General features: G+C 37.7%; 17 protein-coding genes and 1 rRNA gene. 3 read left to right on the forward strand and 15 right to left on the reverse strand.

Annotated elements, in window-relative coordinates; translation table 11 throughout:
* The 5 genes from D1Z92_RS16245 to pcrB all read right to left on the reverse strand — a co-directional run.
* A 16S ribosomal RNA gene (locus D1Z92_RS16245) occupies positions 1 to 66 on the reverse strand; the annotation flags it as partial.
* 904 nt (positions 67 to 970) lie between these two features.
* Complete coding sequence (locus D1Z92_RS16250; RefSeq protein WP_128896736.1) at positions 971 to 2,380, reverse strand: ABC transporter substrate-binding protein; 1,410 nt, start codon at positions 2,378 to 2,380, stop codon at positions 971 to 973.
* 355 nt (positions 2,381 to 2,735) lie between these two features.
* Positions 2,736 to 4,751, reverse strand: coding sequence for an NAD-dependent DNA ligase LigA (gene ligA / locus D1Z92_RS16255; RefSeq protein ID WP_128896737.1), 2,016 nt, complete (start codon positions 4,749 to 4,751; stop codon positions 2,736 to 2,738).
* 65 nt (positions 4,752 to 4,816) lie between these two features.
* A complete protein-coding gene (gene pcrA, locus D1Z92_RS16260) occupies positions 4,817 to 7,057 on the reverse strand; it encodes a DNA helicase PcrA (protein ID WP_240666787.1) in 2,241 nt (746 codons plus the stop codon).
* A gap of 125 nt (positions 7,058 to 7,182) precedes the next feature.
* Positions 7,183 to 7,878, reverse strand: coding sequence for a heptaprenylglyceryl phosphate synthase (pcrB, locus tag D1Z92_RS16265; RefSeq protein ID WP_128896738.1), 696 nt, complete (start codon positions 7,876 to 7,878; stop codon positions 7,183 to 7,185).
* A 196-nt stretch (positions 7,879 to 8,074) separates the two neighbouring features.
* On the opposite strand from pcrB, the gene D1Z92_RS16270 reads away from it, so the two are divergent.
* Both D1Z92_RS16270 and D1Z92_RS16275 read left to right on the forward strand, forming a co-directional pair.
* Entirely contained in the window at positions 8,075 to 8,500 is a 426-nt protein-coding gene (locus D1Z92_RS16270; protein WP_128896739.1) for a VOC family protein, read from the forward strand.
* Positions 8,501 to 8,990: 490 nt separating this feature from the next.
* Positions 8,991 to 9,836, forward strand: coding sequence for a M12 family metallo-peptidase (locus tag D1Z92_RS16275; protein ID WP_128896740.1), 846 nt, complete (start codon positions 8,991 to 8,993; stop codon positions 9,834 to 9,836).
* 188 nt (positions 9,837 to 10,024) lie between these two features.
* Here D1Z92_RS16275 and D1Z92_RS16280 read toward each other — a convergent pair whose 3' ends face one another.
* The 6 genes from D1Z92_RS16280 to D1Z92_RS16305 all read right to left on the reverse strand — a co-directional run bounded on the left by D1Z92_RS16280 (position 10,025) and on the right by D1Z92_RS16305 (position 17,130).
* Positions 10,025 to 10,846 (reverse strand): spore coat protein, encoded by an 822-nt coding sequence (locus tag D1Z92_RS16280; RefSeq protein ID WP_128896741.1) that lies wholly within the window; start codon positions 10,844 to 10,846, stop codon positions 10,025 to 10,027.
* A 44-nt stretch (positions 10,847 to 10,890) separates the two neighbouring features.
* On the reverse strand, positions 10,891 to 11,148 hold the full coding sequence (locus tag D1Z92_RS16285) for a hypothetical protein (RefSeq protein ID WP_128896742.1): 258 nt from the start codon (positions 11,146 to 11,148) through the stop codon (positions 10,891 to 10,893).
* A gap of 269 nt (positions 11,149 to 11,417) precedes the next feature.
* The gene (locus D1Z92_RS16290) at positions 11,418 to 12,128 is read right to left on the reverse strand and encodes an ATP-binding cassette domain-containing protein (protein WP_128896743.1); all 711 of its coding nucleotides are present in this window, start codon (positions 12,126 to 12,128) and stop codon (positions 11,418 to 11,420) included.
* An 81-nt stretch (positions 12,129 to 12,209) separates the two neighbouring features.
* Positions 12,210 to 12,950, reverse strand: coding sequence for a hypothetical protein (locus tag D1Z92_RS16295; RefSeq protein ID WP_128896744.1), 741 nt, complete (start codon positions 12,948 to 12,950; stop codon positions 12,210 to 12,212).
* A 299-nt stretch (positions 12,951 to 13,249) separates the two neighbouring features.
* Positions 13,250 to 15,742 carry a U32 family peptidase gene (locus D1Z92_RS16300; protein ID WP_206099774.1) on the reverse strand — a complete coding sequence of 831 codons (2,493 nt, stop codon included), beginning with the start codon at positions 15,740 to 15,742 and terminating at the stop codon, positions 13,250 to 13,252.
* Positions 15,743 to 15,948: 206 nt separating this feature from the next.
* A complete protein-coding gene (locus tag D1Z92_RS16305; protein ID WP_128896746.1) occupies positions 15,949 to 17,130 on the reverse strand; it encodes a DUF418 domain-containing protein in 1,182 nt (393 codons plus the stop codon).
* Between the two features lie 383 nt (positions 17,131 to 17,513).
* On the opposite strand from D1Z92_RS16305, the gene D1Z92_RS16310 reads away from it, so the two are divergent.
* Positions 17,514 to 18,602, forward strand: a complete 1,089-nt coding sequence (locus D1Z92_RS16310) for a hypothetical protein (RefSeq protein ID WP_128896747.1) — start codon at positions 17,514 to 17,516, stop codon at positions 18,600 to 18,602.
* 295 nt (positions 18,603 to 18,897) lie between these two features.
* On the opposite strand, the gene D1Z92_RS16315 is transcribed toward D1Z92_RS16310, so the two are convergent.
* The 4 genes from D1Z92_RS16315 to D1Z92_RS16330 all read right to left on the reverse strand — a co-directional run bounded on the left by D1Z92_RS16315 (position 18,898) and on the right by D1Z92_RS16330 (position 22,240).
* Positions 18,898 to 19,917: a serine hydrolase domain-containing protein gene (locus D1Z92_RS16315; protein ID WP_128896748.1), complete on the reverse strand. Its 1,020-nt coding sequence runs from the start codon at positions 19,915 to 19,917 to the stop codon at positions 18,898 to 18,900.
* Positions 19,918 to 19,955: 38 nt separating this feature from the next.
* Positions 19,956 to 21,137, reverse strand: coding sequence for a stalk domain-containing protein (locus tag D1Z92_RS16320; protein WP_128896749.1), 1,182 nt, complete (start codon positions 21,135 to 21,137; stop codon positions 19,956 to 19,958).
* Between the two features lie 108 nt (positions 21,138 to 21,245).
* Positions 21,246 to 21,965 (reverse strand): ABC transporter ATP-binding protein, encoded by a 720-nt coding sequence (locus D1Z92_RS16325; protein ID WP_164931679.1) that lies wholly within the window; start codon positions 21,963 to 21,965, stop codon positions 21,246 to 21,248.
* Positions 21,962 to 22,240 carry a hypothetical protein gene (locus tag D1Z92_RS16330; RefSeq protein ID WP_128896751.1) on the reverse strand — a complete coding sequence of 93 codons (279 nt, stop codon included), beginning with the start codon at positions 22,238 to 22,240 and terminating at the stop codon, positions 21,962 to 21,964. The genes D1Z92_RS16325 and D1Z92_RS16330 overlap by 4 nt, the downstream gene beginning before the upstream one ends.
* Positions 22,241 to 22,476: the final 236 nt, after the last annotated feature.

Here is a 22,476-nt window from a genome sequence, read left to right on the forward strand (position 1 = left end):
CTCGACTTGCATGTATTAGGCACGCCGCCAGCGTTCGTCCTGAGCCAGGATCAAACTCTCCAAAAAAGTTTTGAAAGTTTGAGCTGTTCGCTCATATATGTGTTACTTTAAATTTCCGGTTACATTCTTCATAAGAAGAATCTTGTTGGACTCGCTTGCGATTCAGTTTTCAAAGTGCAAATGTTGTGTGTTGCTATTTGCTTGATTGTGTTGCCCGCCTCAACAGCGGCCTAATCAATATATCATATCGTGTTTTGCTTTGCAAGTATTTTTTTCAACATTTCGATAAGTTATTTTCCGTCTCACTCATTATAGATATGAAGCAGAATTTGTCTTGTTTCCGTGTTGTATTTTAACTTGCTGTCTTACCGCTTGTTGTATTATTTGAAGCGGCGAGAAATAATATACCATGGAACGAAGATAAAATGCAACACTTTTATAAAAATAATTTCTTTTATTTTATAGATAAGTTGAATGAACTTGTTCAGACAACTTATTACCGCTATTCATAAGATGGAGAAATTACTACTTTACAACCTTTACGCCTGGCTGCTGAGGCGTAAACTCCTATTCCATTATTTCTTCATCTTATATCAAGTTGAATGAACTTGTTCAGACAACTTATTACCACTAATCATAAGATGGAGAAAGCTCTACTTCACAACCTTTACGCCTGGCTGCTGAGGCGTAAACTCCTATTTCATTTTTTCTTCATCTTATATCAAGTTGAATGAACTTGTTCAAACAACTTATTACCACTAATCATAAGATGGAGAAAGCTCTACTTCATAATTTATCGCCTGACTATTCAGACGTAAACTTTGATCGATTCGTTTTCCATCCGAATATAGCATGCAACAAAGAAGAAAGTTCATTCTATTAAGAATGAACTTTCCTTTTCTACAATGGTTATAAGAGATTATATTATTATAAACAATATAAAGATAGCATCATTAGTGTAATCTATCATTTACTCTTCTGTTTGCTCATCTTCTTCTTTTTGTTTCGCTTCATTTACTAACTCTTGAACACGCTGCTCCATAGACTCTAAAGCTTCTTCCACTGTTTTATCTTCATTCACAGCAGCTGTTGCTTCTTCGTCAAGAATAGCTGTAAATGCCAAGATGTCTTCATACCCTAGATTATTGATTCCGTCTTCTGCACTTTGAGTAGGTTGCAGTTTATATAATGCCTCCATGTTTTTACCTTCCTCGTTCGGAATGTAGTCTGTGCGAGATAATAAGGCAGAGGAAGATTTAGACTTGAGGTTAGCCATATTTTCATCATTTACAAATTTCATGAATTCCCAAGCAGCACTCACATTGTCACTATCGGCATTAATTGCATATACTTCACCCAAGCTAAAACCAGTGGCTACATCTCTGTTCAATTCATCCACTGGATACGTTGCAATATCCCAATCAAAAGTAGCAGCATCATCTACTAGAGTTCCCGCTTGCTCCATAAAATTAAAATAATAATCAAATTGCACCGTCATGGCGCTTTTACCCATTAAAAATTTATCACTTGTGAATATAGACATGGGATCACTAAAGTCTGTTTCCGTGTCACCTTTTTTATAGAAAGCTTCCCCTTCGTACGCATCTATCGTCAGTTCTAAAACTTCTTTCCATTCTGGTGTGTTCATATTTACCACTGAATCTTCTGCATCCATAATGATCAGTTCTTCTGTTGTTCCGATAGACAGCATAAGGTTACCTGCGCCACCTAATGCTGGGTTCTCAGCATAAAAGCCATAAATTTTATCTTCTCCAGATTGATTGTTTTCAAATTGTTGCGCTAACTCAATGACTTCTTGCCACGTCATCTGATCTTGTGGATAAGCCACATTGTTTTCATCAAATAAATTTTTGTTATAAAATATTGCGAAACTATTAAACGTTGGAGACAAGCCATATAATGTGCCATTGCCTGGTTCTTTTAGTAAATCCAGCACACCACTAGAAATTCCCTCCGTATCAAAATTATCTTTCGTAATAAGAGAGTCTAACTCTAACAATCTTCCTTCTTCTATTAATTGCTCATATTGATCACTTGATAAAGCAAAAATATCTGGTTTTTGTTCTTCAACAATTTTTTGAAACTCTTCCTTCGGATCATCCGCTGTAAATATTGGCAGTGTAGAGATAACGTTGTATTCTACATTTGGATATTTCGTTGAAAATAGGATACCGTAGTCTTCCATAAAAGCTTGTTCATTTGCATACATCACATCTAGTGTAAATGTATCACTTTCGTTTAGCTCTTCAAGTTTCACACTGTCGTCTGTTTCTTCATCATCTCCTGAACCACAACCTGCTAGTACAACAGTAAGCAGTACCATGCTTAATAATAAAAATAACCATTTTCTTTTCATCATCTTTTTCGTTTCCCCCTAATATTATGATGTGCAATTCCTTATTATAGCAAAAAGTGAGTGATCACACGATATGTAGCACCTCTCTCTATCATGTATGGGTTTCATTCCCTTTTATATGTATGATGATTCTTTTCAGGTGTCTTATTTTACAACTATGTATACGATTAAAACTATGGTTCGTTTCACTTTTATTTCTACCTTTATTTAAACGTGCAACTATAGGTAGTTACATTGGTTCATTAAATTCTATAGATGTTTCTACATCATAAGGCACAAAAAATGCTCTACTAAAAGAATGACATCATCTCACCCTTTTTTGTAGAACATCTTCATTACTTTTTATTGCATTGCTTGCCTAGTCAGCTAAACCCATCATCTGTATAAATTGCTCTTCATCTAACACAGTAACGCCTAGCTCTTGAGCTTTCGTGAGTTTACTTCCCGCTTTTTCACCTGCAAGAAGGTAGTCTGTTTTGCTGGATACGCTGCCTGTCACTTTCGCACCCACTGCTTCTAGTTTCTTTTTCGCATCGTTTCTACCCATCTTATGCAATGTTCCAGTTAAAACGATCGTCTTCCCATTAAAAACGTGCTCTGACTGATCTACATCAATCTCTTCTTGTGGAGACGCTGGGGAAACACCACGTTCCAGCATACGCTGTATGCTTGTTCTCACTCTTTCGTCTTGGAAAAACGTGACGATACTCTCTGCCACAATGTCCCCAATATCGTGTATGCTTACTAGCTGTTCTCCTGTTGCTTCCATTACGTTTTCTAATGAGCCAAACTGTGTTGCCAATACTTTGGTCGTCGTTTTCCCCGTATTCGGTATTCCTAATGCAAATAAAAAGGAAGCTAGATCGCATTGTTTACTTTCTTCTAATGCTGATATTAAGTTTTCAGCTTTTTTCTTCCCAAACCGCTCGAGATCTAATAATTGTTCCAACGTTAAATCATACAAGTCAGCCGGGTCATTGACGCCACGCTCTTGATGTAATTGTGTTGCTGTTTTGATGCTAAAGGTGTCTATATCCATCGCATCTCTGGAAGCAAAATGAGTGAGTCGACCAATAAGTTGCGGCTTACACTCTAGACGGTTCTCGCAAAATAAATGTGCCCCTTTTTGCACTAAGGGCGAGTGACATGACGGACACTGATTTGGATATACAATCTCTTGTCCGCCGTCTTCCTCACTGGCTTTGCCCAATATTTCTGGGATGACATCGTTAGACCTTCGTATATAAACTAACGTGCCAAGCGCATGTGTTAAACCTTTGCGCTCAATATCTCCAACATTGTTTAATGTACAACGCTGTACCGTTACGCCGCCAATATCTACTGGAGCAACTAAAGCTACCGGTGTAATTTTACCAGTTCTACCTACTTCCCAAGTTACGCTTTCTAATATTGTTGTTGCTTCTTCTGCCGCATATTTGAAGGCAATCGCCCAACGCGGAAATTTCTCTGTATAGCCGAGCACTTCTCGTGTACGCATATCTTTTATTTTAATAACAGCACCGTCTATTAAATAGTCTAATTCATGACGCATATCTTCAATTTCTTTTAAATACGACTGCACTTGAGGTACATCGTCACAGTAGCGAATGTAGTCATTCACTTTAAAATGATTTTCACGCAAAAAGTGAACCATTTGCTCGTGATCTGTAAACGTTTTTTCCTCACTGTATCCTACATTATAAATAAAAGCATCTAACTTTCGTTCAGCGGTCACTTTTGGATTTAAGTTTCGAAGCGCTCCAGCAGCAGCATTTCTCGCATTTTTTAATGGTTCAGTCGCTGTTTCGTTGTAGGCTGCAAGGACACTTAAATACATGAGACCTTCACCTTGAATTTCCATGACGCCATCTGTGTAAGGTATGGAGAGCGGGATCGATTTAATCGTTTTCACTTGCGACAAAATACTTTCTCCTGTTACCCCGTTCCCTCTCGTTGCAGCTTGCGTTAATACTCCATCTGTATACGTCAAATTTAATGTTAACCCATCAAACTTCAATTCCACGACAAAAGATGGATCTGGAAGCTGCTCCTCCGGATGTTGCCCATTGTAATCTGTAATCAATTTATTAATTCTTTTATACCAAGCATCTAAATCTGCGTCACTTTGCGCTTTATCCAAGCTCCATAATCTCGAAATATGTTTGTGCTCTTGGAATCCTTGTAAGAGCTCTCCACCTACTCGCAGCGTTGGAGAATCAGGCAAAATGGTTCCCGTTTCTTGCTCTAGCTGTACAAGGCGATCATACAACGCATCGTATTCTTTGTCCGTCACTTCTGGATTATCGTACGTATAATACTGTCTTCCATAATGATTAAGCTTATCTACAAGCTCTCTTAATTCACTCTGTGCCACAGGCCCCTTCCTTTCTCCTTGTGTATTTGTTCGTTCTCATTGTTGTGCTTTTATCATCCTTGACACTAATTCACTTTCGTAATCGGTGCAAACTGCGCAAGCAATCGCTTCACACCTACTGGTGCAGGAAAGGCGATTTGCAATTCTTTATCTTTACCTGTTCCCTTGACCGCTACGACGACACCTTGCCCCCATTTCGCATGCTCTACTTTATGGCCCACTTCCATATCTTCTACGTCAGGGCTTGGATTTCGTTTTACACCCGCTGTTTTGGTTTTCACTGTAGTAGACTTATTTTTTTGTCCAAAAGAAGAAAAGGAAGAACCAGTAGCAGACATACCGCCACGTTCATTTTGCATTTCCATTAATTCATCTGGTATTTCATCGATAAAACGCGAGCGCATGTTAGAGCTCATTCGTCCAAAAATAATTCTGCTTTGGGCATGGGTCAGATAAAGTTCTTTCTCTGCTCTCGTGATGCCGACATACGCAAGTCTGCGCTCTTCTTCCAATTCCTCTTCTTCTTGCAGGGAACGGCTATGTGGAAAAATGCTTTCTTCCATGCCTGGAATGAAGACAACAGGAAATTCCAGCCCTTTGGCACTGTGCAAGGTCATCATCACTACGGCATCACTTGGCTTCCCTTCTGTATCCTCATTCATCGTATCAATATCTGCGATTAAGGCCAAATCCGTCAAAAACGACACGAGTGATTTATCTTCATTTCGTTTTTCAAATTCCAATGTCACAGAAAGAAACTCTTCTATATTTTCGAGTCGTGCTTTTGCTTCTAACGTATTTTCTCGTTGATATTGATCCCGATATTCGGTACGCTTCAACATTTCTTCCGTTAACTCCGTTACAGATAAGTATTCCAACATCTGTGTTAACTGGTCCATCAGTTGTTTAAACTGTTCCAGCTTTGCAACCACTCTCGTACTCAACTCAGAAAAAGTAAGTTCTCCTAGTGTTGCGAACATAGAAATACCTTTTTGGGAAGCGATTTGACCTAGTTTATCTAATGTTGCCGCACCAATACCACGCTTTGGCACATTAATAATGCGTTGCAAGCTAATATCATCGTCGGGATTAGCGATTAACCTTAAGTACGCTAGTATATCTTTAATTTCCATACGATCATAGAACTTCACTCCGCCGACCATTTGATATGGTATTTCCGATTTAATTAATACTTCCTCAATAACACGAGATTGTGCATTCGTACGATATAAAATAGCGTGATCGCTATATTTTTTTCCTTGATCTAAGTTTTTTCGAATCGTACTCGTCATAAAGTATCCTTCGCCATGATCGCTATCCGCGTTGAATACCGTAATTTTATTGCCTTGTCCTGCGTCGGTCCATAAATTTTTCGCTTTTCTTCCTATGTTGTTCGCTATGACAGCATTTGCCGCATCCAGGATGTTGGAAGTAGAACGATAATTTCGCTCCAATAAAATGACGGTAGCGTCTGGGTAGTCTTTTTCAAAGTTTAAAATGTTGCTAATGTCTGCACCACGCCATTTGTAAATAGACTGGTCACTGTCCCCTACGACACATAAGTTTTTATACTTATCTGCTAACATCTGACACAGCATGTATTGTGCTCTGTTCGTATCTTGGTACTCATCCACATGAATATATTGAAATTGATGCTGATATCGTTCCAACACTTCTGGCATTTGTTGAAATAGCTCGATCGTTTTCATAATTAAGTCATCAAAATCGAGTGCGTTATTCGTTTTTAATTTTTTCTGATACAGCGTGTAGACTTGGCTTACGACTTCTTCAAAATACCCACTATGTTTTTCGGCAAAGCGATCTGGCGTATCTAATTCATTTTTTGCACTACTAATGAAAGATTGGATCGCTCTCGGTTCAAACTTTTTGACATCGTAATTTAGTTCTTTCAAGCAGCCTTTAATCACGGACAATTGGTCACTGCTATCCAATATCGTAAAGTTAGACGTATACCCAATACGCTCAATATCTCTGCGCAATATTCTTACGCACAAAGAGTGAAAAGTAGAAACCCAAATATCGTTTCCTAATGGACCTACTAATTGCGATACGCGATCTTTCATTTCTCTCGCTGCTTTATTCGTAAACGTAATCGCCATAATGTTCCACGGCGCTGCTTTGTTCGTGGCAATTAAATAAGCAATGCGATGCGTGAGGACTCTCGTCTTGCCACTCCCTGCTCCTGCCATAATGAGTAAGGGTCCTTCAATAGACTTTACAGCTTCACGCTGCTCGTCATTTAACCTATGTACTGCTTCCTGTATATCGATCATTCCATTTGTCATCGTATTATACCTTTCTATATATAAATAATGTCATCTCTCGTTATTGTTTCTATAACCACTATATAAGATGAAAATATGAAATGCAATTTGTTTTGTACAATGAAAAAATGGAATTTGTTTTTCCGTTATTGTACCGTTGCTAGCGCTGCTTGCAAGTCTTCATAGATGACATTGCCCACCACTATCGTATCCGCAAATTGCCTAGCTTGGTTGGCTTTTTCACTACTATTAATGCCACCGCCGTAAAAAAGTTTACTATGACTTATTTGTGCTGCTATACGCTGTAGTAATGTCATATCCCCATATGTACCACTGTATTCGATGTAGCATATCGGCAATTTCATCATTTGATCGATGAGGGTCACATAAGCGAGAATTTCGTGTTCTGATAAGTCGGTTAACGCTCCCGTTAGCTGAGCTGCTGTGCTTTGTTCATTCAAAATGATATATCCTTCTGGTATGACTGTATTCCAGTCAATATACTGACCGTAATCTTTAATAGCCTCCAATTGTTGTCCAATCAGCCACTCTATCTGTGTCGTGTTCAGTACCATGGGTATAAAAAAATAATCAAACGTTGGTACGACAGCATCACGATTAGATATTTCTAACGCACAAGGAAGCGAAGCATATTGCCTTATTCGTGTTAATAGTGATGCCGTATTGTCAAATGTAACCCCTGAAGAGCCTCCAACGATGATACCGTCCGTTCCAGAAAGGCAAAGTTGTTTCAGTGCTGCATCCGAAATGGTTTTATCTGGATCGAGCTTAAACATATGCTTACATTGCAATATGGAATGTGTAATGAGCTTTCCCTCCATCTTTCTTCTTATAAGTTAAATCTATGTGATGGTGAAGGGCCTGTCAAATGATGTAGTTCAAATAAATGTGCAAAGCCGCCCTATTTCCCCTTGCTTACTATGGTACAAATGCTATAATTTACATAAATATGGTGTAGTACTCAGACATCTAGAAATTACTCCAATCACTTTTCAAAATTTGAAAGGGGTTTAAAAGATGGAAAAATCGTTATTTAGTAAAGTTTCTAGTGTTTATTTACCAACAAATAATATCGAAGAGTCAATCAAGTGGTATGTAGAAAAGTTAGGCTTTAACTTAAAAATGGGTGCTTTTCTGGATCAAGGAACGGGCGGTAATGTATGCGTGTTAACGGTACCTAATGGTGACACTGTCATTCTATTAGTAGAAACAGAAAATGAAACGTCGACAACCTTTTTAAGAAATGGAAAACCATATTCTGCTTTTGCTATCACTTGCGAAGACCTTCATTATACACATCAAAATTTAAAAGAACGTGGAATAGAAGTAACGGATATTGTAAGTCGCGGTGGAGAAGGAAACGGCAATGATACTGCGCTATACTTTTATATCAAAGACCCGATGGGTAATTTAATAGAAGCAGCATGGTCCATTTGGGATTAATCAACCCTCTCTATTAGATGTTACTATATTGAGATAATAATACATGACAACATCATACATCGAGATAATAACCATGGCTCACAATGAGTCATGGTTTATTATGCATCATTTTCATTATTAATCAACTAAAATAATAGTCAAAATATAGTGATTTTTTACTGATGAAAAAATGTAAATATAGCTTGATATACCAAGCATTTTTTTATTTTAAAATAGTAAAGTAATAGTTTATTTCATAAAAAATTTGTAAATTTTTATACAAAAATGATGTTTTTTATATTATAATGAAAATTGTAATATTTGCTAGAAAGCTTCAAGTGATAGAATAAATGCCTTATATATTGAATTTTTAGCATATTTTATTAACTATATGATAAGGTTTTATTACTTTAAAGCTTTCTAACTTTATAGTAAAGGGGTGATGAATTAACCACACGCTAATGCAATTTTGGTATTTTTAAAATTTATATTATTTGAAGGAGTGACATTAATGAAAAAAGTATTAACAACGTTAACAGCAGCAGCACTTATTTTTTCTTTTCAAGGTTCAGTAAATATTGGGGCAACAACGAATCATGATCATGAGCATGATCATGAAATGGAAGGAAATGCAGAAATTCATATGTTACCAAAAGATATTTCTATATCTCCAGAGGATTTCATTGTTGAAGATGCAACTGTAGAACGTACTACAGTAGCAACGCTTCATAAAGAAGATGGAACGAAAGAAAGTGTTTTCCTATCAGCAGATGCACCGTCTCTATCTATTACCTCTGCAAATAATAGTTTCGGACTAAATGCGGTAGAAACGGGAGATAAAGGAACTCACGTCGTTAATGTTTTGATTGCTGCCGATGAAGAGTACCGCGCAAGACACAGAGATTGGGTAGATTATACTAAAAATATCGTAGAAAGAATGGACGATACGTTTAACAGAGATTTTGATATAGATTTCAATATTGTATCCTATGTAGAATGGGCATCCGAAGGAACCGATGCAGGAAGCATTCTTTACGATCTAAGAGGTGACCATGGTTCTAGTCAATATGACTTCGTGATGGGATTCTCAGCTGATCGTAAATTCAATGCTGGTGGAGTTGCTTATGTATACCGTAGTGCTCCAAGCGTAGCGATTAGTGTGATGTTAGATCAGTCTTATTCTGCTACATGGCATGCGGCGATCCACGAGATTGGTCATAATTATGGTCTTTCCCATATTCCTCAAGGAAGCGGTATTAAAGGTATTATGAACTATGATTACTCTTATTCCGTAGACTACTTTAGTCCTGACCACACACAAGATATCCTTAATCGCAAATGGTGGTACGGAAGATAAATGTTACTGCACTCTATGATGTAAACACGTAAAAATAACTTGCCAGCGTCAATCTTAGGATTGGCGCTGTATTCGTTTCAAATCTATGATATATACTTATACACTAAAAAGCGGAGGCATCTGTTATGCTCCGCTTTTTTCATGTCATTCTCGCTATGCTTTATTTGAAGTGTCAATGCATATGCGAATTAAAAATATTGGTCTATCTCTGTATTTGCTTTTCTTTTGGATGCACTTGTTAACTCACTGCTAATTTCACTTTGATTTTCGCTATGAGTAAGTGAGGATGTAGTCGCTGATGCACCATAATCACTTTCATTTTTTGCTTGTTGCGATGTCGTACTATTTGTTTTGTACTGTTGTGTCTGTTCGCTAGAAGCTGAAGACTGTTCTGGTGTTTGCGTTTGATAAGGCTGTTGGTATTGCATGCTTGCGATTGTACTTTGCATGGAAGATGGATGCATATCTGTAGACTGACTTTCACTCTGGCTACTATAACTTGGATACTGTCTATCGTATGGTGCTTGTGATGGAGTGTAGTGGGTTCCATACTGCTGAGAAGATGCCACCATAGGCGGCTGTGCAGCATAGTTTCCTTCCATTCCCTCATTTCCAAACGATGAAGGCATATATGACTGCTCCATTTGCTGTTGGTAAGCAGGTAAGTGGTCATACATGAAGCTGTGCATTTTATAGCCTTTGTCGCTCTGACTATGTAATTGGCTCTGTATATCTTGCTGCATAGCCGGCTTTACTTGACCATAAAAACCGTATTGACTCATCAAATCGTATAGTTCATGTTGTAAATCTAACGTCTTGTTTAATTTTGAGCGGAATAGTTCCCTCACGGTAGGGCATTCTGATTCTAAACATGCTGTCGTCCATTCACGAGCTGTACGCTTCATTTCAGATAAAATAATGTTGGAAAAGTCTTTATCTGTTAAAGCCATGCCACTCATGCCTTGTTGCATCATCGAAGACGGTTGTTGCTGGTTGTACTGATTATACATATGTATCCCTCCTATATTGGATATGATGGATGTTAGTGCATGGGTTACTGATACATCGATTGCTGCTGCATAGGTTGCTGGTGCTGCATGTTTATATGTTGCTGCATACAACTTAACAATTCATTGAAGTCGTTGAATGCTTCATTTGCCATCATAGAAAAAAACTGACTCAATTGTTGGTTTTGACCTGATGAAGCTTGTACGCAAAGCTTCATTAGTATTTCTTGATTTTTCATACTGTCGCTCATATAAGAAAGCTCTTTCGCGGACAATGGTTTAGTACCTTGTGTTTGGTTATACATAAAGGAGGTCCCCTTTCCTATTTTATTTTTCATCCATAATATGCCTTTCATTCTATTTTTTTATGTATCTTTTTTATGATTTTCTAAAACACTTTACTTTTACGGTGATGATTATGGTGAGTGGAGTCGTGGAAAACATAAAAAAGATGGGATACGTGCTGGTTTATAAGTCCCTGCACGCCCCATCTTTTTATCATCTTATTATGGCTCTATTGATTTATATATAAACAGAAAAACATATTTGAATCATTTCTGGACATATTGAAGCATTATAGCGCTATTTCTTTTGTCATTCTTTCAAATGCAATATCAGGATTTTGAGTTTCATTTATTTCTAACCAATCATAAAAAGAACCTTCATACTTTATTTTACCTTGGTGCAAAAAGATAATATGACAATCTTCAAATAATAGATCTTGAAGTTGGTGCGTAGAACAGACACACACCTTGCCACTTGCTATTAGCTGTTTCATTTTTTCTATGATTTTCAACCTAGAGATTGGATCCACTGCACTCGTAGGTTCATCCAAAATATATAATGGCTTGTCTATTTTAGTTAGGAAAAAAACAAAAAGCCATCTTCGTTCTCCTAGTGACATCTTCCCTATCTTCCTGTTCCACAATTTAGATAACAGCTGTATTTCATCAGGGTGTTCTTCACTTGCTAGTGAGCTGGGGTCTTTTATTTTCGCTTTATTGTCTAGCCTCATAATAAAATTAGCAAAATCTTTCCCTTTTAGTTCATATGAAAAAAATAACGTTTGAGTAAGGTAAAGGATATCATGGTAACGCGGGAATTGAATTTGTCCTGATTCTGGTTTTAGCACACTAGTCAAACAATCAAATAGCGTGGTTTTTCCTGAACCATTTAACCCGACAATGACATTTAGTTTATCTTTTTTCAATGAGAAGGATACGTTATCTAGTATGTACTCGTCCGTTTTTTTATATTTAAATTTTAGATTTTCAACATTATACATGTGCCCATTCCTTTCTTTTCATTATGGATGAAGCAGCTACATAGTGTATCTTTGTTATCATCATGCAATAAAGCTACACGTTTACTGTCTTTGAATAACGGACAGTAAGTTTATCTTTTTGATGCAAATGATACCTATTATTAAGTAAAGCATTACCATCAACATCATTTCGAGCAACGTATATTGTTGCACTCTAATTTCCAAAGAAAAAAATGACGAAATCAACACCATGACTTCGGATGCAAGTTTAAACGGATTTAACAGTTGCACATAAGATAGACCGAATTTTAAAATTACATCACTAATACTAACGACGAACAATGGGTACATAATAAGATTTAATAATGTATTCATGGATGAATTTTTTGCAGGTATTAACGGAATGAGCAAAAATAAGAAAGATAGCGGAATACTTAATATTAGTAATCCTACATATGATATTAAAATCATTTTGATACTAAATACACCATAGTATGAACCAACGATAATATTGAATACAGAAAGACTAATCATGGAATATACAATTTGCGAGGCGATTAAACCCCAAATTGCATACAACTTACTACCAGCAACTAATGTAAATGTCTTTAGAAGTCCGTATTCTTTAAGCTCTGCTAATTGTAAACCAACTCCATTCAAAAATGAACTAATCATGATGTAGACCCAAAACCAATGCAAAAAAAATACAGGCTCTACTTCTTTTAAAAATGCACTTTGTCCAATGGCAAGGACAACAGGTAATATGATGGTCCACAAGTAAACTACTTTTTCCAACAAAATCATTTTTAAATTAATAATAAAAAAGGCAAACCATTTCCTCATACATTACTCCTTTCATTTTTTAGGTAGTAGCTTATGAGACTGTGTTTAAACGACATTTACTAAATCAGGATAAACATCCTTTACCTTGATAGAATCATAAACCATTCAATTTATAGTAATCATTCATTCATATGGAATTATCATACTATTTGTTGGGTCAAATATCTATATAAAATATTTCTGTATTTTATGCATCACAAATAAAAAAGATGGGATACCCTGCTGGTTTATAAATCCCTGCACGCCCCATCTTTTTATCATGTTACATTCATGCTATGCTTTGTTTACCATTCACGTTGTTACTTCTTTACTAGCTGGCCTCTCGTTACGCCAAGCTGATTCGTTGCTTTTAATTGCTTCCATACTTGCGTTCCGGAAATGTCCCCTTGTAGTGCCTTGGTGTAAAGCTCAATCACTTCATGCACTTTGTCTGCTTTTTCTTCTAAAAATTCTACCCGATAACTTCCTACACCATGCTGTATAAAATGCTTCAAATATTCTGCACCAGATTGTTCAATGGCGTTATACACGGTATTGCGGCATCCTTCATCTACTCTCACAGGATGCGACATGCCAATACGATCTTGCAATGATGCACGGTGCTCCTCACATGGGCGACCGCAGTTCGTATAGTCTGTTCCTTCACTTAAAAATGTACAATACACACAATGTTCAGTATGGAACATCGGAAGATGCTGATGAATAACTACTTCACAAGGTGTAGTATTGGATTTCTCTAATAGATCCATCATTTGTTGAATGTTAAGATCATAAGAAGGCGTGTACTGATCTAAGCCGGATTGCAAAAATAAATCTACGGCTTTATGATTTGCAATGTTGAGTGAGAAGTCACCAAACAATAGTGGAGATGACCCTGTCTCCATTTTTTTCTTCATGAAATAGTACAATGCTCCGGTGTTACGGATGAGCACCGCATCTGGCTCTAACTTTAATATATTGTTAAAGTAGCCTGTTTCACCTGGCATGTGAATACGAGGTGTAGCTAGGGCAATCTTTTTCCCTGCATCTCGTACACATTTCACTGCCGCTGGAAACTGCTTAATAAATTCAAAATCAGCGTATATCCATTCAACGTCTGTTTGTACGGTTGCCTCTACTTGCTCTAGTGTTCGGCAAAGTACGGTGAGTTGTGGTTTTGGTGGTGTTTGCTGCTCATGAGCAGCATCGGCATACACTTCCACGCTGTGTTTCGTATATTTCGGTGGTTGCTGACGTAATGTAGTGAGTTGTTCCACTGCTTCACGGCGCATTTGATTTAATGCACGAAGCGGTACAATGACATCACCTTTTAATTCGTTGTTCACTTCATGGACGTAATAAATAGAGCCACCAGTTCTTCCGAACTGCTCCAGTAATGTTTCGTCATTTAGTGGTCGTTTTATCGCCTGCTCCAACATACTTTCAGATTGAACGGTGATGGAAGCACCCGTTTGAATGTCTGTCCATGTCGCTACTAACGGCGCACCTTCTGCTCCACCGACATGCACGTAAAGTGGAAACGTATGATAAGGTTTATCTGTCTCAAACGTTTCACGTAATCGCTTATCTAACTTAGGGTCGTTGGTTTTCCAAATTTTATCCCCTACGTGAATGCGACGAACGTCCACTTGACTGCGACTGAGCATGATCGTGATTCGTTCTCCTTCTGTCGCTTCCCCGTCTAGTTTTTTCCCATTTTGAAATAGATCGTATACGCGTCCACCAACTTCTTTTTTCGTTGGATCTCCCGCATCGTAAACAATACCGTCACCACGTTTCAACGGTGCTTCTAATTTGCAAATCGCACCTTCCGCAGTCACTTTCTCTACTACCCCGAGGAACACCCCTCTACTTTTCGGAAACGTGCCGTCTAATAACGTTTTGTTGTTTGTTCCTTTTAAAAAGCCGTAAGTAAAACCACGCGAAAAGCTTTGTTGCAGCTCACGCATATCGTTTTTGCTCGGTTTTGCTTTATTCCCTGCAACATATCGATCGATCGCTTGTCGATACTTACTTACCACATTGGCTACATACTCCGGTGTTTTTAATCTTCCTTCAATTTTGAAAGACGTAACTCCCGCTTCAATGAGTTCCGGTACAATTTCAATCGCTGCTAAATCTTTAGGTGAAAGCAAATACGTGACATCACCCATCGGTTTATGCACATCATCGACAATAAGGTCGTACGGTAAGCGACATGCTTGCGCACATTCCCCCCGGTTAGCGGAACGACCGCCCCACATTTCCGACGTCAAACATTGACCAGAGTAAGACACACAGAGTGCACCGTGTACGAATACTTCCATCGGCAATTTAGCCTGCTCACCAATTTTTTGTATTTGTTTCAAGTTGTTTTCTCTACCTAAAACGACCCGCTCGATATCCCACGGCTTTGTAAATTCTACCGCCTCAGGAGACGTAATCGTCATTTGCGTCGAACCATGTATCGGAAAGTCTGGGGAGATTTCTCTAATTAATTTTACCAAACCTAAATCTTGTACAATTAAAGCATCTACCCCTGCATCGATGCATGCTTCTACGAGCCTTTTCGCATCTTGCAGCTCATCTTCAAATACTAGAATGTTAAACGTGACGAATCCTTTGACTCCGTACATATGCAAAAAGGACATCACATTAGGTAAGTCTTCCATCGTAAAATTTTGTGCTCTCACCCGTGCATTGAACTTATCTACACCAAAAAAAACAGCATTCGCTCCATTTGCTACTGCCGCTTTAATACAATCCCAATCCCCTGCTGGGGCAAGCAACTCTATTGGCTCATACGCTTCCATGTCCAACCTCCATTTGTATATTGTTCACCTTATCTATTGAAAGTAAAACGTGTCATCTTATTTAAAAATGCTGACAGCATGTGCATGGACGCACATACTACAGCATTGTAAGGTCTTTTTCAGTTACAACAATGTTGTAAGAATGTTGCAAGATGTTGCAAGTCCTTATCCATTGTATATGCTCAGAGGCTCTAGGTCAAAGCTTGTTATTTATTTCTTTTTAACGGTTGTAGCTGACCGTAAGTGAGTGATCTCCAGAGCCATTCTAATGGACCGAAACGGAATTGTTTCAACCACAGCCAGCTCCATATCATTTGCAGCGCAAGAATACCAAGTGCAATCCAAGTTCCTTCTACTAAACTCACTTGTCCATAATATCCACCTACAACGAAGATAAGGTAGCAAAGTAAGGTTTGTGTCAAATAGTTAGTAAATGCCATTCGTCCGAAGTAAGATAGCGGGTAACATATTTTTTGCCATACCTTTTTTTGTAGCAATAAAACAATGGATGCAATATACCATATCGATAACGTCATGCCACTAAGCTCAACGGCGAGCAAGTCATTCACATACGTGCTGCTTATCCCGTTCAAATAAACGATGACCATGTAGGTTAATGGAAAAAGACTAAGCAATAGACTGGTCCACCATACCCTCTGAATCCACTTCATATGTGTATCGCTGTGCTTAAACAAGCCTATTCTGCCAGAGTACATACCAAGTAAAAACCACGGCAGCATATTCATGATAGAAAAAATGGTATTGAGGAATAAAATATATACCACTTCTTCATTCCAGCGATATCGTAACAATTCCGCAAAACTGCTATATCTATACATGTCGATCGCTTCATTTAACTTGCTCACTCCGTAAGCATCTAAAACTGGATAAGTAGATGGTGTAAGGAGATAGGTAGTCATCGTCATAAATATGAAGAAAAAAGCTGCCCAGTACAATAGCGTTTTATTCTTTACTTTCTCGAAGCAAAGCAATAACAGTCCCGCGAGGGCATATGTCGTTAAAATATCGCCGCTCCAAAATATAATCAGGTGACATAAACCGAATGCTAACAGTACCAGCATTCTTCTTTTATACAATGTATGGTGATCCCATAAGCCTTTTTTCGTCCTACTCATAAACATAAAAGCTCCAAGCCCAAAAAGAAAAGAAAAAATAGGGTAAAATTTCGTTTGGACAAACATATCTAGCAGAAGGCGAAGTAAATGATCTGTTCCCTCATATAAGAGTGGAATTCCATTCAAAGCAGCTAGTACGTCTGGCGTATGAAACGTTGGCATATTTACTAATAATATACCTATTAATGCGAATCCTCTAATGATATCTAACGATATGATTCGCTCATGACTTTGTGTCGGATTTTTGTTCATATTCTACTCCTTGCAGTTGTTTCGTTTTTTTAGATCTTTTATACATAAGCATAATACATCATCTTTTATTTCATCATACAAATATACGATGGTTGAACAAGTTCATTCAACTTATGTAGAAAAGAAATGTGTGCTGACCATGTAGGTGCCGTATGAAATAATACCATAATGAAATAACAAACACATTGTCATGAATGATGCTTTACCAATATTAACGCACAATTAAATTTCATTATACATGAATAAATGAGGTGATTTACACTTTGACATCTATTTGACATATATACAGTGTATATTATTTCCGTGTCAAGTGAATGTCCGTACCTTATATTTCTCAAACATGTACGTTAAAGAAAAACATTAAAAAATGGAGATGAAATCAATTGAAACAAACGAAAATGATGTTTATGCTACTTGTGCTTATGATGGTAGTACTATCTGCTTGTGGAAATAATCAGGATGCAGAAGACGTGAACGAACAAGAAGAAACGCAGGAAGACATAACGAATGAAACAGATACAGAAGAAAATACAGAAGAAACAGAACAAGGTTCAGATGAAGGAGAAACAAACGGCAATACAAGTGGCTCACATACAGCTAATACGGTCGTTTTCTCACAAGGTGAGGGGACTGTGATTAATCCAGGTATTATTGAATGTAAAGGCGGAAGAGTGAGTGCAGTAGGTGAAGTGACCGAAGAGGATGGCTCTACATGGACGGTTCCTACTTCCCCAGCTGATATGGAAACGGCATCGGATTTACTCAATCAATGTACTGACGTACAATTCAATTCCATTGACGAATTAGACTTAGACAGTATCCCTGTTGTCGAAATAGACGAAGATGGGGAAATCATTACAGGATACATATTCGCAGATAATTATTTTGAGTTGTACGTTAATGGAGAGCCTGTAGCGAAAGATGCTGTTCCTTTCACACCGTTTAACTCACATGTCGTACGTTTTAAAGCTTCTTACCCGATGACTTATGCTATTAAGGCAGTAGATTGGGAAGAAAATGTAGGATTAGGTACGGAATCAAACAAAGGAAGTGACTATCATCCTGGAGATGCTGGTATCGTAGCGGTATTCAGTGATGGAACAGTGACTAACGGCAGCTGGTTAGCACAAAGTTATTACATTTCACCTTTAGCAGCAAAAGAAGATTTGACTATACAGGAAAAAGACGGAAAGATCATTCATACGTCACCGGATTATAGAGGAGATGTAACTTGTACAACAGATTGTTATGCTGCTCATTTCGAGCTATCCGACAATTGGTATGGAGTAGATTTTGACGACAGCACGTTCCCGAATGCCGTAACGTATACAACGGGTCAAATTGGTGTGGACAATAAGAATAGCTATACTAATTTTAGTGAAACTTTCGGACAAGGTGAATTCGTTTGGACGCAAAACCTTGTATATGACAACGTGATTATCTTAAGACATACGGTGAATCAACCTCAATAAAACGGTACATGAAGGATAGATATGGAGCTATAGAAGGCATAGCAAGAAAATAGATGAGTTGGTGCTTGTCTAGCGTAGTGCCCCCAAGAGATAGATGCACACTACGCTAGATTACCAACACTGCTAGGTGCAGTGCCAAGAGCAGCAGGTTTTTATGTTTTTATATTTCTAATATTAGTTTTGAATATAATTTTTTTTACAAGCATTCTGTTCATATGAAAGCTTTAGTTTTCAGATAACGTAAGATACGACGATATGTAGGTTAGACATGAAAAAGAAACCGATTCTCTTCTACTTAACGTGATGATTCAAGTTTTAATACATCCATTATATTGTTACTATATTTCCATACATCATGATGCATATTACTCATTAACGTTATACTCACTTTTCTCTTGATATCTAAAGCGGAATAGAAACTCACTCCGGGATCAGAGCCTTGTACAAAATAATATTCTTCACCATCTTTGTCTACATCCATCCACACACCATAACCATACATAGTACTATCATCTTTGGCTTGTACCGATAACATCGAGTTGGTTAATTCCTCAGATAATAATGTATGATGGAGCAATGGTTCCCAAAAATTATGCATGTCCCTACTACTTACAAATGCCCCACCTGCTGAACCACCTTTCACATCCACACTATATATATTCGTTCTATAGGATGTTGTATGCTCATCGAATATATATGCATCAGCACAATTTTCTGGCAATCTATCTAATTCAAAATAGCCGGACTGCTTCATATTCGCTTTATCGAAAATATTGTGTTGAACATACTGATCAAAACTAACTCCAGTAATATTCTCTACAATCATACCTAGTAATACATATCCCGTGTTGTTGTACTGAAATTTTTCACCACATTTATACATCATCGGTTTGTTTATGAAAAGCGGGAGAAGATCTTTCAGGCTTCTAATGTTATACATCGGGAAGTCGCTCCACAGCTCTTCGTACTCGGTCATGATGGTTTCATCAAAGTAATCAGGTACTCCTGATGTATGATTCAATAATTGCCTCACTGTTACACTAGGTTCCATCTCATTCAACTCAAAATCTACTACTTCTTTTAGTGTTGAGTCAAATGATAATCTTTTTTTCTCTATTAATTGTAATATGGCAACCGCAGCAAATATTTTACAACCTGAAGCGGTTTGAAATCTAGTATCTAGATGATTAACTCTCCTATTTCTCATATCAGCAAACCCATAGGCTTTTTCGAATACCATCTTACCAGCCTGTTTGACACTGATAACACCACTGTATTCCTCACCAATTACTTTTTCTATAGCTAGTTTGTCCATTGTTATTCCCCCATTAGATGTACACTTGTATCTCCCCCTTACTCAGTTGGGTCCAATTCATATTCCAACATCATTTCTTCGTTTTCAAAGTAAGGATCAAAAGTGAAATACAGTCGCCCTTCTTTTTCTTCTTTGAAATGTAGTTCATCCCCTCTAAACTCTGAAGCATGAACGTTATTTTGGATGTAATGATCTATAATTTCTTGTTGTTCTATGCTCACGATTTCCTTGTAGAGTAGTTTTACTTCGTTAGTCAAAAGATAAATCAAATATAATACACCTTCTTTACCCGATTTAACTAATAAGTAATCATCATGTATCCATTCCACCGTAAAGATGTCCTCTACGCCTGTTAATTCGATCAGGTTGTATGTCTGTATGATGTCCCCATTCTTCGCTACAATGTACATCATATGTTCGTCTAACATAACCATATGATCCGAAACAAAATCAATACTTTCTGTAGATTTCATTCCCCAGTACGCAATGGATGACGTTCTAGCAATTTCCCCTTCATGCAGTAATATTTTATGAATGTCAAAATGTAAATGCGGCTCCCCATAAAGATCGGTTATGGTAAGTAACATATTACGATGATCGTTATCGAAAGGATGTATCGTCATTTCTGTTATTTCTATTAATTCTATATCCGTTGTTCCTACTATTTCTACTGGGTTATTATCGAAGCTACCATACAATGTGCCGTCCTGTTTGTTTAACCAAAAAGCTGTATCGTTCACTTTGTTCCATACGTAGTCGTTACTCCTGATTACATCATACAGGTTACCCAACCGGTCCTCAATTGATTGTGTTGTTTCCTCCGAATGTATTGGAATTTCAAGCAGCTTAAATAAAGCAGCATCAGAAAGGTATATGGTGTCATTCATGACAAGCGGCGGATATGTCATTGTATATGTATTGTTGTTAAACACTACTTCTCTACTATCCAGCTTAAACTCGATCACATGATCCACACCGATAATCGTAATGTTGTGTTCATCTTCAGACAAGTGCACCGAAGATTGAAACAGGGTTTCAACTACATCCAATGGAAGTAGCAGCATGTTTTCATATGTATAGACTTCTTGCTCAAACCATTCCAGCATGAAACCCTCCAGTTCATCAACGTTTATTTCTTGACTAGAAGATTCCATTGCAGCTACGTAAATAAATACGATAATAGGAATGACTGCAAGTAGTATCATATATTTTCTTTTCATTTTTACACCAGCTTCCGTCTATGTTTAAAGTAATATACTGTAAAAACGAAAAAAAGTTGTTGCTTACTTTACTAAGTCGTTGCATGGCATATGATGTTGGATTTACATCTACACAGATCCAGCTGCGACATACTGATTTTTAAAAAGCAATTCATACGTGTCGTTCTGTTCACGCAAGTTTTCATGCGTATCATAAGCTACCATTGCGCCATCTTTTAAAACCATTACCTTGTCGCAGTCCATAATGGTAGATAAACGGTGGGCGATAGATATCATCGTTTTGCCTATGGAAAGACGCTTGAGTTCAGCTATAATGTCACCCTCATTTTCGTTGTCGAGCGCGCTTGTACTTTCGTCAAAAATGATAATGTCCCTATCTTGTAAAAAAGCACGGGCAATGGATAAACGCTGTTTTTGACCTCCTGAAAGCCGGACACCTTTTTCTCCGATTATCGTATCTAACTTATACTCCAATGTTTCAACGAAGTCATAGATTCTCGCTCTATGGCAGCACTGTATTAATTCCTTATCCGTTGCGTCTGGTTTTGCCAGCAGTAAGTTCTCTCTCATCGTCATATTGAAAAGAACTGGTTCCTGTACCACGATACTCACTTTATGTGACAAACTCTCACTATTCACCTGACTGATGTCCGTTCCACCAATGTGTATTGAACCACTTTGCGGTTTTATTTGTCCTGTCAACAGTTTAGTAATGGTAGACTTTCCGCTGCCACTTTCTCCAACGATAGCCAGATGTTCACCTTTGCTCACAGAGAATGAAATAGCGTGAAGACGAAATGCATCGCTACCTTCATATGCAAATGTCACACGTTTAACATGTATAGCTGTTCCTTCTGCGATGCAATAAGATTATTTAACGTCGCAATGACAAACTGGTTCACAAAGAGTATGCCAGCATATATAAGACACAGTTTCAAAAAAGCGCTCATATCTTTATCATAAAAAGCGATATTGACAATGGTTCCGTTAAGAAACGGATATATTAAATTGATCATGGTCATTAATGTAGTGATGATGAATCCACATAGAAAAATCCATTTATGCATCAACACAAATGTGATGAGCCATCTCTTTTTGGTCATAACCGTACCTTCCTTAACTACAGTAGTTATATGGAACACCCACGTCGCTTTGGTATGTTAGTGGAGCGAATGAATCATAAAATAAGAGCAAAAAGATGATAGAGGTATGCTCACTCCCCTCTACCTTTTACTGTTTCACTACTTGCTGCTGGATAAGTTCATCTTCTCACAAAAGAGGGGATGCTTGAATGAATTCTGCACTTTTATGGGATCAAGCAAAATAACAATATCCAAAT

Source organism: Longirhabdus pacifica (genome assembly GCF_004115085.1).
GTDB classification, from domain to species: Bacteria; Bacillota; Bacilli; order Paenibacillales; family DSM-105158; genus Longirhabdus; species Longirhabdus pacifica.

Coding starts and splice junctions, on each gene's coding strand:
- D1Z92_RS16250 (WP_128896736.1), bottom strand. CDS start 2,380: ATGATGAAAAGAAAATGGTTATTTTTATTATTAAGCATGGTACTGCTT.
- pcrA (WP_240666787.1), bottom strand. CDS start 7,057: ATGACAAATGGAATGATCGATATACAGGAAGCAGTACATAGGTTAAAT.
- pcrB (WP_128896738.1), bottom strand. CDS start 7,878: ATGGAGGGAAAGCTCATTACACATTCCATATTGCAATGTAAGCATATG.
- D1Z92_RS16270 (WP_128896739.1), top strand. CDS start 8,075: ATGGAAAAATCGTTATTTAGTAAAGTTTCTAGTGTTTATTTACCAACA.
- D1Z92_RS16275 (WP_128896740.1), top strand. CDS start 8,991: ATGAAAAAAGTATTAACAACGTTAACAGCAGCAGCACTTATTTTTTCT.
- D1Z92_RS16280 (WP_128896741.1), bottom strand. CDS start 10,846: ATGTATAATCAGTACAACCAGCAACAACCGTCTTCGATGATGCAACAA.
- D1Z92_RS16285 (WP_128896742.1), bottom strand. CDS start 11,148: ATGTATAACCAAACACAAGGTACTAAACCATTGTCCGCGAAAGAGCTT.
- D1Z92_RS16290 (WP_128896743.1), bottom strand. CDS start 12,128: ATGTATAATGTTGAAAATCTAAAATTTAAATATAAAAAAACGGACGAG.
- D1Z92_RS16295 (WP_128896744.1), bottom strand. CDS start 12,950: ATGAGGAAATGGTTTGCCTTTTTTATTATTAATTTAAAAATGATTTTG.
- D1Z92_RS16300 (WP_206099774.1), bottom strand. CDS start 15,742: ATGGAAGCGTATGAGCCAATAGAGTTGCTTGCCCCAGCAGGGGATTGG.
- D1Z92_RS16305 (WP_128896746.1), bottom strand. CDS start 17,130: ATGAACAAAAATCCGACACAAAGTCATGAGCGAATCATATCGTTAGAT.
- D1Z92_RS16315 (WP_128896748.1), bottom strand. CDS start 19,917: ATGGACAAACTAGCTATAGAAAAAGTAATTGGTGAGGAATACAGTGGT.
- D1Z92_RS16320 (WP_128896749.1), bottom strand. CDS start 21,137: ATGAAAAGAAAATATATGATACTACTTGCAGTCATTCCTATTATCGTA.
- D1Z92_RS16330 (WP_128896751.1), bottom strand. CDS start 22,240: ATGACCAAAAAGAGATGGCTCATCACATTTGTGTTGATGCATAAATGG.